Here is a 14,799-nt window from a genome sequence, read left to right on the forward strand (position 1 = left end):
AGGGGGCCAACAGGGAAAGTCTGCCGAATAAAGGTTGTCTGGTTTGTCATTTGACCTTCGCCGTAGTTTTACATATCCGGCGAAGATTCTAATATTATTTTACAGCTGGGTCTTTCCCTTTTATTGGCTGTGTAGCCAGAAGGCATAATTGCAGAGTTGTTCCAGACTTGTCATTGCCCGGATTTGGACGAAGCTTTCGAGCTGGCACTGTTCATGATTTTTTGAATCTGGGCGTAAGGAATAATCCGGTAACCTGCTGTTTCAAGCCTCTCATCTCCAAGACCAAGAAACTCCTGAGCCAAAAGCAGTGGGCTGCCGTGGCTGACAATCAGTACATATTGCTGACTGAGATCGCAGTTTTTATCATTAACAATGGATTTTATGAGCGACGCCATTCTTTCCCCTATCTTAGAACGGGATTCCCAACCAAAGCGTTCAGGGTGCTCTGGAAACCAGCAATCAGGATCTTTGTATTTAAGATAAGCCTGACCATCCCGCTCTCCTGCATCAGCCTCTATCGCTCTTGGGTCGACCTCTCTCTGAAAACGTGCTACCTGCAACTTACCCATCAGGATATCAGCGGTTTCAATCGTTCTGGGTAAAGGGGAAACAATCACTTTGCAGATAGTGTCGCCATTGACTCCACTCTCAAATAACCGATCTGAGGTTTCACGAACCTGCTCCCGGCCATGCTCCGTGAGTTTTACTGCTTTGTATCCGGGGTTTTCCGGATTACTGCTATAAATTTTTTCAACGTTGTGCTCTCCTTCGCCATGGCGCAAGAAGACGATACCTCCACTGGCCTCCCTTTCCGGTTCAGCGGCTAACGATTCCATACACTCTCCTGCACCGATTGTTATCGTTGTTAGTAATGCGAAATAATAAATGACTTTTCTTATAACAGTTTTCATTTTTTCAAACTAACCAGAAACATGGGATTACGAACCTGAGCCAAGAGATCCCCCTGCCCCGGATACCTCAATCGCCCTATATGAGGCTTTCCCTTTCCAGCTAAGGGAGAGCTGACACTCACTAAAATATTACGGTCAATCGCCAAAAACTCTTTCTGTCCGGGATAGGGAAAGTCCCACTCCTGAACATATTCTTCAATATCCTCAGCATGTTCGGTAAAAAGCTCATCAGGAATCAGCGACCACTGATATGCCCACCCTTTTTTTACTGACATAGGCCTCGGCTCAGATAAGGACAGGGATAATGAAAAGCGGGTTCGTCTCAACACGTTACTACTCCTCGGTAATTCAGCACCTCGGTAATTCAGCACCTCGGTAATTAAACAGACAGCACTTTTTTGGTAACAGCAAAGGCCTATGGGGTAGGTAGTGTAGTCAAAAAAAAACTGGTCAGAAGTACCAAAAATGAACCTATGCCAATCAATACTGCCTAAGTAAATATCAAAACAAAATAATAGCCAGTAAAAACCCTGTCTATTCTCCTATCTCAATCCAACTCAATCCAATAGATAGATCTTATTAAGCCTATGTGCACAAATAGAAAGGACAAGGAAAAACAATCAGTTATAAGCAGCACTATGATTCTGCTGATAGCCGGATTATTGGGTATTGTCACTGGATGGCTCGACCTGAATGAATTGAATCAGGCCAGCCAGGTGATTTCAGATATATTTATTCGGCTGCTGAAACTCATCAGCCTTCCTATTATTTTCTTTGCCCTGGTTTCGACGCTATCAGGCATGGGGGAGGCTTCAGATGTAAAACGCCTTGGCGGGCAAGTTCTGAAATACACGGTGATCACAACCCTGCTTGCCGCATCGGTCGCTCTGGCGTTGTATCTGTTTATCGCACCCGCAGGGAGCATTAACACGCTGACAACCACCACGGAGCTGTCAGAGCCCTCAGCCAATAAAGAGCCTTCTGCAAGCTATTGGTCGTACTTGATTGGGGTGATCCCTTCCAGCATTATCGAACCTTTCTATACCCATAATGTCATGGGTGTTTTATTTCTTGCCCTGCTCCTCAGTGCGGCCATCATAACCCTGGAAAACAAACAAAAGTCGGTTCTGCACTCATTTTTTGACAGCATGTTCGCCGCTATCATGAAGATGACAGGGTTAATTCTCAAGCTGATGCCCCTGGCCGTCTGGGCATTCGTCAATTTGTTTATTCATGACCTGCAGAACCAGAAAATCCTTCAGGATCTTGCGCTTTATCTGTTGTGTGTATTGCTGGCCAATATTATTCAGGCAGGTCTTATTCTTCCCATATTCCTGAAGTTCAAAGGACTTTCTCCCTGGCAAACCATAAAGGCCATGTGGCCAGCTCTGACAGTGGCATTCTTCGCCAAGTCATCTGCTGCTGCCTTGCCTTATGCAGTGGAAAGCGCCGAGAAATCCCTGGGAATTCAAAGTAAAGTCGCTCGCTTCAGCCTGCCACTTTGCATCACCGTCAATATGAACGCCTGTGCTTCATTTATATTGATTACGGTATTGTTTGTTTCTCAAAGCAACGGGGTTACGTTTTCACCCCTGGAGCTGTTCTCATGGATACTGATTGCCAGCATCGCAGCCATCGGTAATGCCGGGGTCCCCATGGGCTGCTATATGCTATCCAGCGCGTTTCTGGCAGCCATGGGGGTGCCACTGCAACTGCTGGTTATTATTCTGCCATTTTATGCATTAATTGATATGTTTGAGAGCGCCATTAATGTCTGGTCAGATTCCTGCGTTACTGCAATGGTTAATGCAGATCTGCAGGCAGATATGATATTGGAAGGGAGTAACTCGGATAGTCAGAGTAAAAAAATCATCCAGGTGGATCACCATTGAATTTCCGCTTTCCGCGGGCAGCGTTTATTTAAGCTGACAACATACAGCATCATATTCCGGGACTCACATATTGTACAAAATTTTATACACAGCCTATGCTTTTGAGTAATGAGAAGCCAATTCGATGGATGGGAAGCTCGCTGAGTGATCTACTCAAGTTTCCTGAGGTTACCAGGCGTGAGGCCGGGTATCAGCTGAGCCGTGTTCAAAACGATTTAGACCCAGAGCACTGGAAGGAATTTAAAGTCGCAGGGGCTGGAGCCAGGGAAATCATTATCTCAGAAGATGGCAATGCTTTTCGGGTGATATACGTAGCAAAGTTAGAGAAGGCTGTATATGTGCTGCATAGCTTCCAGAAGAAAACCCAACAAACGAGCAAACGCGATAAACAAATCGCCAGTAACCGTTATATTCAGGCTGTAGCGGACCGCAGCAAAAAGAGGAAGGATTTATGAGTACAAAAGGCGTAAGCCATACTACCCCCACAGGAGGCAATGTCTTTACTGATCTGGGTTTTGCACCGGATGAGGCACAAATTTTGAAGGAAGATGCTGACCGACAAATCAAGGCTGACCTTAAAATCCAACTGATGGCGGAAATTACCAACACAATTCAGGGTCGGGACATGAAGCAAGAGGAGGCTGCTAATTTGATGGGCGTGAGCCGTCCCAGAGTATCTGACGTGATGACTGGCAAAGCTGGCAGGTTTACGCTGGATGCCTTGGTTGATATGCTGCAAAAGCTCGGGCGTTCGGTGATTCTGAAGGTATCTTAAATGTCAGGTATGCCAAATTTCAGGAGGGTTTCGGACAGTTCAGCGCCAACACAAAAGACAAACGGTCAGGGTCTTTACCCGCTACCCGAAAAAGCACTGTGATTCCGGCTTTTTCGGGAAACGGGCAGCGGGCAGCGGGCAGCGGGCAGCGGGCAGCGGGCAGCGTTTATTTAAGCTGATTCATCCAGTGCAACAACTCAGAGGTCGCATAAACCGCCTCTACCCCTTTATTCATATGATCATCTCCTGACCGTTTTTTCGCGTCTTCAACCCTGTCAACCCCGATCACTTCGTTAATCACAGGCTTGCCAAAACGCTCGGTGACATCCATAAATCCTTCGAACACACCGTGAAGAACCATTTCATCATGGCTGGTAATGCCCTTCAGTACCACGCCAAATGCCAGAATTGCATCAAGCTCAGGGTCCGACTCAAATAAAAGCCTTGCTGCAAAGGGGAGTTCCAGAGAGCCGGGCACTTTATGAATAAAGATATTTTCCGGCTTAACATCCAGTGCCAGAAGTTCTTTTTGAGCCCGGTTGATCATGGAATCAACACAATCGCTATGCCAGCTGCTGCCAATAATGGCCAGACGGGCATGAGGAATCTTATGAAACTGTTCAGGGGTTTTGGGAAGGCCTGCGCCCATCAGAGATACTCCTTTTAATTAACTATTAATAGTTTTGAAGATGAAAGGTAGTTGGCTGCCGAACTTTCGGCAAACCGGAATCAACGACTAACCCGATGAAGAACCCGGCAGATGCTGCTGCATAACGCTTTCAATTCCTCACTGGAAATCACATAAGGCGGCATCACATAAACCAACTTGCCAAAAGGCCGAACCCAAACCCCTTCATCAACAAACAGGGGCTGAATTTCAGACATTACAACCGGCTCTTTCAATTCCACCACACCGATGCCCCCAAGCACTCTGACATCAGTGACAGAAGGCATTTCAGAACAGGGCATCAAGCCTTCCCACAGTGTTTTTTCAATCATGGCCAGCTGGGTCTGCCAGTCACCTCTGGCAAATATCTCAAGACTGGCATTACCAGCAGCGCAGGCCAGTGGATTGGCCATAAAAGTAGGCCCGTGCATAAACGGCCCATGTTCAGAAATAGTCTGGCTGACCTGCTCAGAACAAAGCGTTGCAGCCATAGTCATGTAGCCACCAGTCAATGCCTTTCCGACACACATAATATCCGGAACAATACCGGCGTGTTCGCAGGCGAAAAGCTTACCTGTACGGCCAAAACCGGTAGCGATCTCATCATGCACCAGTAACACCTCATACTCGTCACACAACTGCCGCAGGCGAACCAGGTACTCCGGAGAATAAAAATACATTCCCCCGGCACCCTGAACGATGGGTTCAATAATGATGCCCGCCAGTTGATGGCCAAGCCGATCCAGTATCTGCCTTAACTCTTCAATATGCTTTTCTTCAAAGGCTTCGCCAAAACGGCATTCAGGTCGGGGTACGAAATAGTGCTGAGGCAGGATACCGGTAAACCAGTGATGCATTCCGCCATCAGGGTCACAAACTGACATCCCGCCGGTGGTATCGCCGTAATACCCACCCCGGACAGTCAGCATCTTGTTTTTCTCAGGGCGATCCCGGGCAATCCAGTACTGCATGGCCATTTTAATCGCCACTTCAACCGCCACGGAGCCAGAGTCGGCAAAGAAAACGGTCTGGATTGGCTCTGGCGTCATGGCCACCAGTTTTTTCGCCAGGTCAATAGCAGGCTTGTGGGTCAGACCACCAAACATAACGTGGGAGAAGTCATCAATCTGACGCTTTAAAGCCGCATTCATTTCCGGGTGGTTATAACCATGTACCATGCACCACCAGGAAGACATGCCATCAATAACGCGACGCCCATCGTTAAGGTGCAAATAAACACCCTCTGCCCCAACCACCGGGAACATATCAGCCCGATTGCCTGTCGAATGGAGAGTCGTACTGTATGGGTGCCAGATATGTCTGGCATCAAAGATCAGCTCTTCCCGGGTTATGAGGGGACTCAAACCTGACTCCTTTTGACACGTAATATGTTTGATCTTTCCGGCAGCAGAAGATAATCGCGGTGCCGTTCTGTAGCAAGCAGAAACACTTATTTCTGGTGTTCGTAACGCACTTAACTTCCCTCAAAGTGGATAATTTGAATGGTTCGTTCCAAAATCAGATGATCTTCACCATTCAGTTGTACTGTTTCTTCACCTTGTCATCAGGAAAATACAGAAACAGCTGATTCGATACGATGGAAGTAATATGCAGGCTTTGTTCGTCAACCAGCTTTCTACCCTGGACTTCAGCTTACTCTGCCCTGAACGGGGCGTTGTGGGAGAAACCTGGCTTGTTGATGTCACGCTATGGGGTGAGCTTGATGATCAGGGCATGGTGTTTGATTTTGGCCATGTAAAAAAGAAGTTAAAAGCCTCACTGGACAGCTTATCCGATCATCGCCTGCTGGTTCCCCTTCTGGCGGAAGAAACCACCATCACACATCAGAAGGCACAATTAACCGTTCGTTTTGCCACAGCGAAAGGACAGATCACCTGTTCGGCACCAGCACAGGCCATGCTTCTGGTCGATGCTGAAGCAATCACTCCAGAGCTACTTACACCCTTTTTGGAAGAAACTGTCATTCAGGAACTCCCTGAGAATGTCACAAAAGTTGATCTCCGATTATACCCCGAAGATATTGGCGGGGCTTACTACCACTACAGTCATGGTTTAAAGAAGCATGATGGCGACTGTCAGCGAATCGCCCATGGCCATCGTTCACAGATCCGGGTATATGTCGATGACCAGCGGGATCAGGCTCTGGAAGCCTCGTGGGCAACGCTGTGGCGAGATATTTATATCGCCACCAGGGAAGATCTGCAGGAAACGTTCACCGAGAAAGGCATGGAGCATTACCGATTCAGTTACACCGCAAACCAGGGTCACTTTGAAATCAGCCTGCCTGTCGCCAACTGCTATCTGATCGATACGGACTCCACGGTTGAATTACTGGCCAGCCATATAGCCCAGAGTCTGGCGACACAACTGCCTGGCAAAACCATACGTGTAGCCGCTTTTGAAGGCCTGAATAAGGGCGCCATTGCTACGCACTCAGCGGATGCAAAGCAGTAGCGGTATGCTTTGGACTGACACTTTTAACGCGGCTCCAGACTTTTTCATGGAAATAAAACACCACAGTATTCACTGCCGGCTCGACCACCGCCAGAGCACCGCCAACCCAGATGTCTCCGGTCATCAGATAACCCACTGAAAAAGCGACAAAAAAGTGGATGATTGCAAAAGAAACTGTCTTCGCCATATTACTCTCCAGCAGCAAAAATCTCTGTTGCGCTCATACTAATAAGAATCATTCTCAATTGTAAAATAAAAAATTCCTTTCCTCTTAATAAAAAGACGCTATCAGGAATCAGCTAATCTTCAGGTAATAGCCAAAAAGGAGAGTAAGCTATGTCGTCTCAGCTGGAACAGATCAATAATCGCCCTGTCCAACCAGACCCACTCAAAGACCCTGAATTGGGTCCATCAGTTCAGGCAGCTACCGAGGACAACGTTGAGACAGACTTTACTACTACCCTGGTTAAGCTGCCAAAGATGCTTGAGATGGATTTCAATAAAGTGGAAAACCTTCTGGTCAACCTGTCTGCCACCAACCCATTCCGCCCGGACATGGCTATGGGTAAACAGCCAGAAGTGGCAACCATTGACGCCAGCCGTAGCGTTCAATCAGCCCCCGTTGCCCCCGTTGGAGCAACGGCTGCCGGAAGCTATATCAGTAACCTGAGGCATATAGAGGTGGTATTAACCGAATACGACTCAAGAATTCAGCAGGTATTTGATCAACTGGCGCTTTCTCGTTCAGGAAGAAAGCCAGACCTGTTCAACATCGGCATAGAATATGAACGACTAATGACGTTTGTTCGTCAGACCGAATACCATATGAACCAGGTGGTCAGGCAGATTCCTGAAACACTGCCAGAAAACACCGGTCAGCCAATCGCCAAATTGATGCCGGAATTTACCCAAAGCCTGATTCGCTATGACAGTGAATTCCAGCAGATTTTTGGGGTTCTTCAGCATGAACTGCGACAGGCTGAGATTGCCAGAAAAAGCCTTACCTGATCCCCTCCGAACCACTCCGGAGCTGGAGTGGTCTTCAGACCATAAGCCATATCGCTCTGCTGCCTCTCTTTCAATGGTTCCCCATATAAACGACAAAGACTGTCCGTAGTCTGGTACGAGAAAAGGGTTAAGTTATGTAAATATTCAGGTAAGCTATGGCCGACCATGAATTAAAGTACTTTAGTACCATAATAAAAAGAGCCCATTTTTCAAGAATAAAGATGATGGCTTAAAGGACTTCTCAAATGCTTTGTGGAAACCTTTTGAAAAAAAGGGTCTTACTCCCTTTCCTTTCAATCACGCTGTACACCCTCTCGGTAAATGCTGAAGACAAGCCCCCCGTGGCAGTGCAAGTACAACCCGTCAGCTATCAGGAATATGCACAGTCCATCCAGACTAGCGGGATATTGTCGTACAAATCCCAGCAAACCCTCTCTTTTAAAACCGCGGGCCCTGTTACCCGAATACTGGTTGAAGCGGGAAACAAGGTGACCAAAGGGCAGCTATTGGCCAGTCTTGCCCTTGATGAGATAGATGCCCAGGTCGATGAGGCAGAAGCCAGAGTCTCTCTTGCCAAAAAGAACCTGAAGCGTTTTCAGCAACTCCATAAAACCAATGTTCTTTCCCTTGAGAAGCTGCAATCCGCTGAAACTGAACTGACCATTGCTGAAAGCAAATTACGCATTACCAAATTCAATCGGGCTTACTCCAGCATTCATGCCTCAGCAACCGGGCTGGTACTGCAACGTCATGCAGAGCCTAATGAACTGGTGTCCCCTTACCAACCTATTCTGGTGGTTGCTGATCAGAGCAAAGGGTGGGTTATCCGCAGCAGTATTACTGACCAGGATATTGTTCGAATGGCTCTTGGGGACAAAGCCTCCATCCGTTTTGATGCTCTGCCAGATCAGGCGTTTTCAGGCTCGGTAACTCAAATGACACCTTTAGCATCGAGTACAGGTACTTTTGAGATTGAAATCAGCCTGCCTGTTTTCGATTCACCGATTTACGACTCACAGCTGCGTTCCGGGTTTGTCGGGCAGATTGCAATACAACCGTCTACCAGCAGGAAAGTTGCCCTGATTCCAGTCAGCGCAATTATTCAAAGTGAGGTGAGTGACCTCAGGCAAACCGCCAAAGTGCTTATCCTAAACCAACGACAGCTGACCGCTGAGCAGCGTACCGTCTCGCTGGCTTACCTGGATGGCGGCATGGCCGCGATTACCGGTGGTATCACTCAGGATGAAATACTGATCACCACAGGCGCCGGCCTGCTGAGACACGGTGAAAAGGTCAGTGTTATTGATAGTGATGACCTGGCCACCCAGAAGAAAACGCTGCAGGAGCTGTAACATCATGAAGCTACCTGCTATTGCCATTGCCCATCACCGTTTCACACTGGTAATTATTCTGTTGATGGTTGCCCTTGGCGTTGTATCCCTCAACTCCATGCCCCGCTCTGAAGACCCTCAGTTCAAATTTTCTGCAGCCATGGTACGCGTTGTCTACCCCGGTACCAGTCCTCTGGATATGGAGAAGCTGATCGTTGATCCCATTGAAGAAGCGATCAATGAACTGGATGACATCAAGGTTCTTAAAGCCAATATTGAGGATGGACTGGCCGTTATTCAGGTGGAGTTTCTGTACGGTACAGACCCACAGGATAAATACGACGATGTTGTAGCAGAGGTTTCACGGATCAGGGATGCGCTACCGGAAGACATTGCCGTATTGGCCATTGATCGTATTTCGCCCATTGATGTCAATGTTCTTCAAGCCGCAATGACAACGGTTGAACACGACTATCTCACCCTGAAGAATCTTGCAGAAAAGCTGGAAAAGCGGTTCGAAAGAGTTCCCGGTGTAAAAAAGGCCACCGTAGAAGCGCTGCCGGAACAACAAATACACATCAAAGCCAATCTGATCAAAATGAAGGAACTCGGTATTGGCCTTGAGGATCTGGTTCAGGCTATCCAACGATCCGGAACCAACCTGCCAGGTGGTCATGTGCTGGCGGGAGAACGCCGATTTACCGTTAGAACCAGTGGTGATTTCAAGACCATTGAGCAAATCAAAAGAACGGCCGTTCACTCCAGCCCTGGCAATATCATCTACGTTGAAGACATTGCAAAGATTGAACTGGCCAGCGCCCTCCCCACTTATGAAGCCCGATACAACGATGCCCGGGCGGTTTTCATCAGTGTGGTTCAACGTGAAGGCAGTAATATTTTCGACGTTATGTCCGGTCTGAACGAAGAAATGAATCAGTTCCGCAAACGATTACCGGAGGGTATTGATATTGCGCTGGCTCATAATCAGGCGGAGTCAGTGGATCAGCGAGTATCACAATTCTTCGATAATTTGCTACAGGGTCTGGTGCTGGTTGGCCTGCTGACCCTTGTGCTATTGGGCGCACGATCAGCCTTTGTCGTTATTCTGGCTATCCCTGTTTCAGTGCTGATCGGTCTGGCCTGGCTGGATCTTATGGGTTTTGGTATACAACAGATGTCCATTGCCGGGCTGGTCATTGCTCTTGGCCTTCTGGTGGATAATGCCATTGTGGTGACAGAGAATGTCAGTCGTTTTCTTAGAGAAGGTTACAGCCCCAGAGAAGCCGCTGCCAAAGGTGCCAGTCAGGTTGGCTGGGCCGTAGTCAGTGGCACATTAACGACCGTACTCGCCTTTGTGCCCATACTGGGTTTGCAGACGGGAGCAGGGATTTTCCTTCGGTCAATGCCAGTGACGGTCATTCTTACCCTTATCGCCTCCCTATTGGTCGCCCTGATGCTGACACCTCTGCTGGCCAGCCTTTTCCTGAAGGGACAAACTGACCGGGAAGCGTCGGTTAAAGAGCCGATAATGCTGCGGGTGGTTCAGTCATTTGCTCATAATGGCTATCGGACCACGCTTGTCTATGCACTGAAACATCCCTGGCTGATTCTTGCCATGGCCATTATGGTTCTGGCTGGTTCCATTTTGCTGGCCGGTCAGTTGGGCGTCAGCATGTTCCCGAAAGCAGAAAAGCCCATGCTTCTGGTGAATATTGAACTGCCCGAGGGGGCTAGCTTTAACCAGACCCGGGAAATGTCGAAAAGGGTTGAAGAGATCCTCAAGCCATACCCACTGGTTCGTTCCATTGCCACCAACGTCGGCAAGGATAACCCGCGAATTTACTACAATATTTTCCCTAAACGACAGGTGCCTAATTACGCCCAGCTTGTGGTACGACTCCATACTGGCAAACTCGGCGAGGTTGAGCCATTTGTTGATAAACTGAGAACTCAGTTTGCCCTTATTCCCGGGGCCCGAATTACCGTTAAGGAACTTTTGCAGGGTCCTCCTTATGAAGCACCGATCTCAATTCGAGTGGTCGGCGATGATCTGGAGAAGGTTCTACTGGCGTCAAGAGAGGTCGAACAGATCATGATCGATACGCCCGGAACTGTGAATGTTGATAACCCTATCGACAAGCCAAAAATTGACCTTCACGTAAACATAAACCGGGAAAAAGCGGCCATGTATGGTGTGGCGATTCAGTCCATTGATGAAGTGATCCGGGCCAGTCTGGTGGGGATAACCGTCAGTCAGTTCCGGGATGAAGGCGGTGAGGATTACCCGATTATTGTGCGTTATCAGGGGAGTGAGTCAGACGACGCTGGCGCTGTAGAGGAATATCGCCCAAAAATAGCAGACTTCAACCATATGGTTGTGCAGTCTGCCTCTGGACAGCTGATTCCCATCCGGCAGCTGGTTACCCTGGAAATGAAGAGCGCCCTGCCTCGTTTTCAACATCATATGACGGAACGTATGGCCAGAGTGACCGCTGACCTGAAGGGAGAGTATCAGGCCGACCCGGTAACCAATGCCATTGTTGAAAAGCTTGATCAATATGACTGGCCAAAAAGTGTCAGCTATCAGGTTGGTGGAGAGCAGGAGCAGAGAAAAGAGTCCTTTGCAGGCATGACCAAAGTACTGTTGATCGCCATGCTGGGTATCTTTGCCGTGCTGGTTCTGCAGTTTAATTCCTTCTCCCAGCCAGCCGTGGTGTTTGCCGCTATTCCTTTTGCGGTAACCGGTATGATCCTCGCTCTCTGGCTGGCAGGTTATACCTTCTCGTTTACCGCATTTATCGGGCTTACCTCTCTGGTAGGTATTGTGGTTAATAACTCCATTATTCTGGTGGACTATACTAACCTGCTGCGTAAAAGCGGGCAGAGCCTGAAAGAAGCGATTATTGAGGCAGGGCAAACCCGCATGCTGCCCATCCTGCTCACCACCTTGACGACTATTGGCGGGTTGTTGCCACTGACACTGTCCAATTCAGTCATGTGGTCTCCCATGGGGTGGACCATAATTGGTGGGTTGCTGGTTTCTACAGTACTGACTCTGGTGGTGGTACCCGTGCTTTACTACTTATTCAGCAACGGACGACAGGGGAGCGTATAAGAGCGGAAATATACACGTACAAAACTCTGCAGCTTGTGTAGAATTATTTTTATAAATGATAAAAAAGCAGGCTATAGCTTGCCCAACAACAAAGAGGTAAAAGCATGTCAAAGCACCCTGTCAATCGCTCAACCTTTGATCAGGTAATGGTTCCAAATTATGCGCCCCAGGCCATGGTGCCAGTGCGAGGCGAGGGATCGCGAATATGGGATCAGGAGGGTAAGGAGTATCTGGATTTTGCCGGCGGAATTGCCGTTAATGCTCTTGGGCACTGCCACCCTGCTCTGGTTAGCGCACTGAAAAAACAAAGCGAAGAACTTTGGCATCTGAGTAATATTTATACCAACGAACCCGCCCTCGAACTGGCTCAGGCGTTAACCGATCATACCTTTGCGGAAAAGGTATTTTTCTGTAACTCCGGAGGGGAAGCGAATGAAGCCGCTTTCAAGCTGGCCAGAAAATACGCCTACGATAACTTTGGTCCTGAAAAGAACGAGATTGTATCCTTCTATCAGTCTTTCCATGGCAGAACACTCTTTACCGTTACCGTTGGTGGCCAGAAGAAATACTGTGAAGGTTTTGAGCCTGTACCCGGTGGCGTGCTCCACACCAACTACAACGATCTTGAAGCACTGAAGGCCATTATTTCTGATCGTACCTGCGCCGTTGTTATAGAGCCCATTCAGGGTGAAGGTGGGGTTATTCCTGCTGATCCTGAGTTTATGAAAGGCGTTCGGAAGTTATGCGACCAGAATAATGCGCTACTGGTGTTTGACGAGGTTCAGTCCGGCATGGGCAGAACCGGCGAACTCTTCGCCTATATGGGGTTTGACGTAACGCCGGATATTCTTACCAGCGCAAAATCCCTGGGTGGAGGCTTTCCCATCGGTGCCATGCTGACTACCAGCAAGATAGCCGAAAGCCTTGGTTTTGGCACCCATGGCAGCACTTACGGTGGTAATCCACTGGCCTGTGCCGTTGCCCTGGAAGTGATTAACATTATTACTGCTCCACCGCTGCTGGATAATGTCAGCAAAAAACACGACCGGTTCCGTAAACATCTTGACGCAATCAACAGCCAATATGGCATCTTTGCTGAAGTACGCGGTAAAGGCCTGCTAATTGGTGCTGAGCTGGTTGAGAAATATCATGGAAAGGCTAAAGGCTTCCTGGCTGCTGCGGCCGATGAAGGTTTGATGATGCTGGTTGCCGGGCCGAATGTTCTGCGCTTTGCGCCATCTCTGATTATTCCCGACGACGATATTGATGAAGGTATGGCTCGTTTGGAGAGAGCCGTTGCCAAAGTAGTCTCTGCTGAGCAACAGGGCTGAATACCCCTCGTTCCCACGCTTTTAGGCCCTAGGGGTCCTGCGTGGGAACGCATAACCAACCGGACACTCCCTCCCGCCCGGAGAAAAAATAAAACGAGAAATGCCGTATGGTTAAGCCCGTACCAAAACTACCTCCTGAAATCCTGCCCTGGCTGGATTTACTCAATGACCAGCAGGATGACATGCTGGCCAGAACCATTGAGCTGGCAGAAATCAACTCCGGAAGCCTGAATCGGGATGGAGTCAATCAGGTCTTAAGACAACTGCAAAAACTGACCACCCATTTATCAGAAGACCAAGAACGTATATCCGTTACTCCCTGGGAAGTCGTGAATGATAACGGAGATATTATTCAACATCCGCTAGGCGACGCACTTCGGATTCGTAAACGCCCTGAAGCCCCACTGCAAGTGTTCCTCTGTGGTCATATGGACACGGTTTTCCCTAAAGACAGCCCTTTTCAGAACGTCCGCTGGCTGGATGATGAAACCATTAATGGCCCCGGTGTCACCGATTTAAAAGGCGGCATTCTGGTAATGCTTAAAGCACTGGAAGTGCTGGAACAAAGTCCATGGGCTGAACATATTGGCTGGGAAATCCTGTTTAACCCGGACGAGGAGATTGGCTCTCCCGGCTCTGCGCCATTAATCAAAGAAGCCGCTCAGCGGGTTCATTTTGGCATGATCTTCGAGCCCTGTTTCCCTGACGGAAACCTCGCAGGCCAACGCAAAGGCAGTGGCAACTTTACCGTTATCAGCCATGGCAAAGCGGCTCATGCCGGGCGTGAACATCATCTGGGCCGGAATGCCATTCGGGCGCTCTGTGATTTTGTCTCCGCCATGGATGACCTTAACGGACAACGACCTGGCATCACCTTTAACCCCGGTTACATGCATGGCGGCGGTCCCACTAATATTGTGCCTGACCGCTGTATTCATAAGTTTAATGTTCGCCTTGAGCATCCGGATGATGAGCAATGGTGTCTGCAGAAACTCAGTGAAATCATTGATAACATTAATCAGCGTGATGGTATTCAGCTGGATCTGCACGGAGGGTTTACCCGAAAGCCAAAGGTTCTGAGCCCGGCCAACGAGCAGCTGTTATCTCTGGCGAAAAGTATCGGACATGAACTGGGTATTCCACTGGAAATAAAACCCACTGGAGGCTGTTGCGATGGCAACAACCTGGCTTCAGCTGGCATCCCTAATATTGACACTCTGGGTGTTCAGGGAGGAGCTATCCACAGTGAACAGGAATATTTAAACGTCAAAAGCCTTGTACCAAGAGCTAAACT

At 48.6% G+C, this 14,799-nt stretch carries 14 protein-coding genes; 9 read left to right on the top strand and 5 right to left on the bottom strand.

Annotation, left to right across the window (positions count from 1 at the left end; genetic code table 11):
- Nucleotides 1-170: 170 nt before the first annotated feature.
- Together RM811_RS00795 and RM811_RS00800 are read right to left on the bottom strand one after the other, a co-directional pair.
- Nucleotides 171-836 (bottom strand): histidine phosphatase family protein, encoded by a 666-nt coding sequence (locus RM811_RS00795; RefSeq protein WP_402519800.1) that lies wholly within the window; start codon nucleotides 834-836, stop codon nucleotides 171-173.
- Nucleotides 837-907: 71 nt separating this feature from the next.
- Nucleotides 908-1,186, bottom strand: a complete 279-nt coding sequence (locus RM811_RS00800; RefSeq protein ID WP_402519803.1) for a hypothetical protein — start codon at nucleotides 1,184-1,186, stop codon at nucleotides 908-910.
- 363 nt (nucleotides 1,187-1,549) lie between these two features.
- Between RM811_RS00800 and RM811_RS00805 the strand changes: the two genes are divergently transcribed.
- From RM811_RS00805 to RM811_RS00815, 3 genes are all read left to right on the top strand, one after another.
- On the top strand, nucleotides 1,550-2,803 hold the full coding sequence (locus RM811_RS00805) for a dicarboxylate/amino acid:cation symporter (RefSeq protein ID WP_402519806.1): 1,254 nt from the start codon (nucleotides 1,550-1,552) through the stop codon (nucleotides 2,801-2,803).
- 101 nt (nucleotides 2,804-2,904) lie between these two features.
- Complete coding sequence (locus tag RM811_RS00810) at nucleotides 2,905-3,258, top strand: type II toxin-antitoxin system RelE/ParE family toxin (RefSeq protein WP_402519809.1); 354 nt, start codon at nucleotides 2,905-2,907, stop codon at nucleotides 3,256-3,258.
- Entirely contained in the window at nucleotides 3,255-3,578 is a 324-nt protein-coding gene (locus tag RM811_RS00815) for a helix-turn-helix domain-containing protein (RefSeq protein ID WP_402519812.1), read from the top strand. Before RM811_RS00810 ends, RM811_RS00815 begins: the two co-directional genes overlap by 4 nt.
- Before the next feature lie 166 nt (nucleotides 3,579-3,744).
- On the opposite strand, the gene ribH is transcribed toward RM811_RS00815, so the two are convergent.
- Nucleotides 3,745-4,227 carry a 6,7-dimethyl-8-ribityllumazine synthase gene (gene ribH / locus RM811_RS00820; RefSeq protein ID WP_402519815.1) on the bottom strand — a complete coding sequence of 161 codons (483 nt, stop codon included), beginning with the start codon at nucleotides 4,225-4,227 and terminating at the stop codon, nucleotides 3,745-3,747.
- Between the two features lie 80 nt (nucleotides 4,228-4,307).
- Nucleotides 4,308-5,609, bottom strand: a complete 1,302-nt coding sequence (gene bioA / locus RM811_RS00825; protein WP_402519818.1) for an adenosylmethionine--8-amino-7-oxononanoate transaminase — start codon at nucleotides 5,607-5,609, stop codon at nucleotides 4,308-4,310.
- 244 nt (nucleotides 5,610-5,853) lie between these two features.
- Between bioA and RM811_RS00830 the strand changes: the two genes are divergently transcribed.
- Nucleotides 5,854-6,720 (top strand): 6-pyruvoyl trahydropterin synthase family protein, encoded by an 867-nt coding sequence (locus RM811_RS00830; RefSeq protein ID WP_402519821.1) that lies wholly within the window; start codon nucleotides 5,854-5,856, stop codon nucleotides 6,718-6,720.
- Here the strand turns inward: RM811_RS00830 and RM811_RS00835 are convergent.
- Complete coding sequence (locus RM811_RS00835; protein ID WP_402519824.1) at nucleotides 6,692-6,907, bottom strand: DUF2061 domain-containing protein; 216 nt, start codon at nucleotides 6,905-6,907, stop codon at nucleotides 6,692-6,694. The genes RM811_RS00830 and RM811_RS00835 overlap by 29 nt on opposite strands.
- Before the next feature lie 149 nt (nucleotides 6,908-7,056).
- On the opposite strand from RM811_RS00835, the gene RM811_RS00840 reads away from it, so the two are divergent.
- The 5 genes from RM811_RS00840 to RM811_RS00860 form a co-directional block, all read left to right on the top strand.
- Nucleotides 7,057-7,728 (top strand): hypothetical protein, encoded by a 672-nt coding sequence (locus RM811_RS00840; protein WP_402519827.1) that lies wholly within the window; start codon nucleotides 7,057-7,059, stop codon nucleotides 7,726-7,728.
- Between the two features lie 263 nt (nucleotides 7,729-7,991).
- On the top strand, nucleotides 7,992-9,080 hold the full coding sequence (locus RM811_RS00845; protein ID WP_402519829.1) for an efflux RND transporter periplasmic adaptor subunit: 1,089 nt from the start codon (nucleotides 7,992-7,994) through the stop codon (nucleotides 9,078-9,080).
- A 4-nt stretch (nucleotides 9,081-9,084) separates the two neighbouring features.
- Nucleotides 9,085-12,174, top strand: coding sequence for an efflux RND transporter permease subunit (locus tag RM811_RS00850; protein WP_402519832.1), 3,090 nt, complete (start codon nucleotides 9,085-9,087; stop codon nucleotides 12,172-12,174).
- Nucleotides 12,175-12,278: 104 nt separating this feature from the next.
- Nucleotides 12,279-13,505, top strand: coding sequence for an aspartate aminotransferase family protein (locus RM811_RS00855; protein ID WP_402519834.1), 1,227 nt, complete (start codon nucleotides 12,279-12,281; stop codon nucleotides 13,503-13,505).
- A gap of 107 nt (nucleotides 13,506-13,612) precedes the next feature.
- Nucleotides 13,613-14,799, top strand: a 1,187-nt coding sequence (locus RM811_RS00860) for a hydrolase (RefSeq protein ID WP_402519836.1), incomplete at its 3' end; no start/stop codon positions are given.

The organism is Endozoicomonas sp. (genome assembly GCF_031844845.1).
GTDB lineage: Bacteria > Pseudomonadota > Gammaproteobacteria > Pseudomonadales > Endozoicomonadaceae > Endozoicomonas.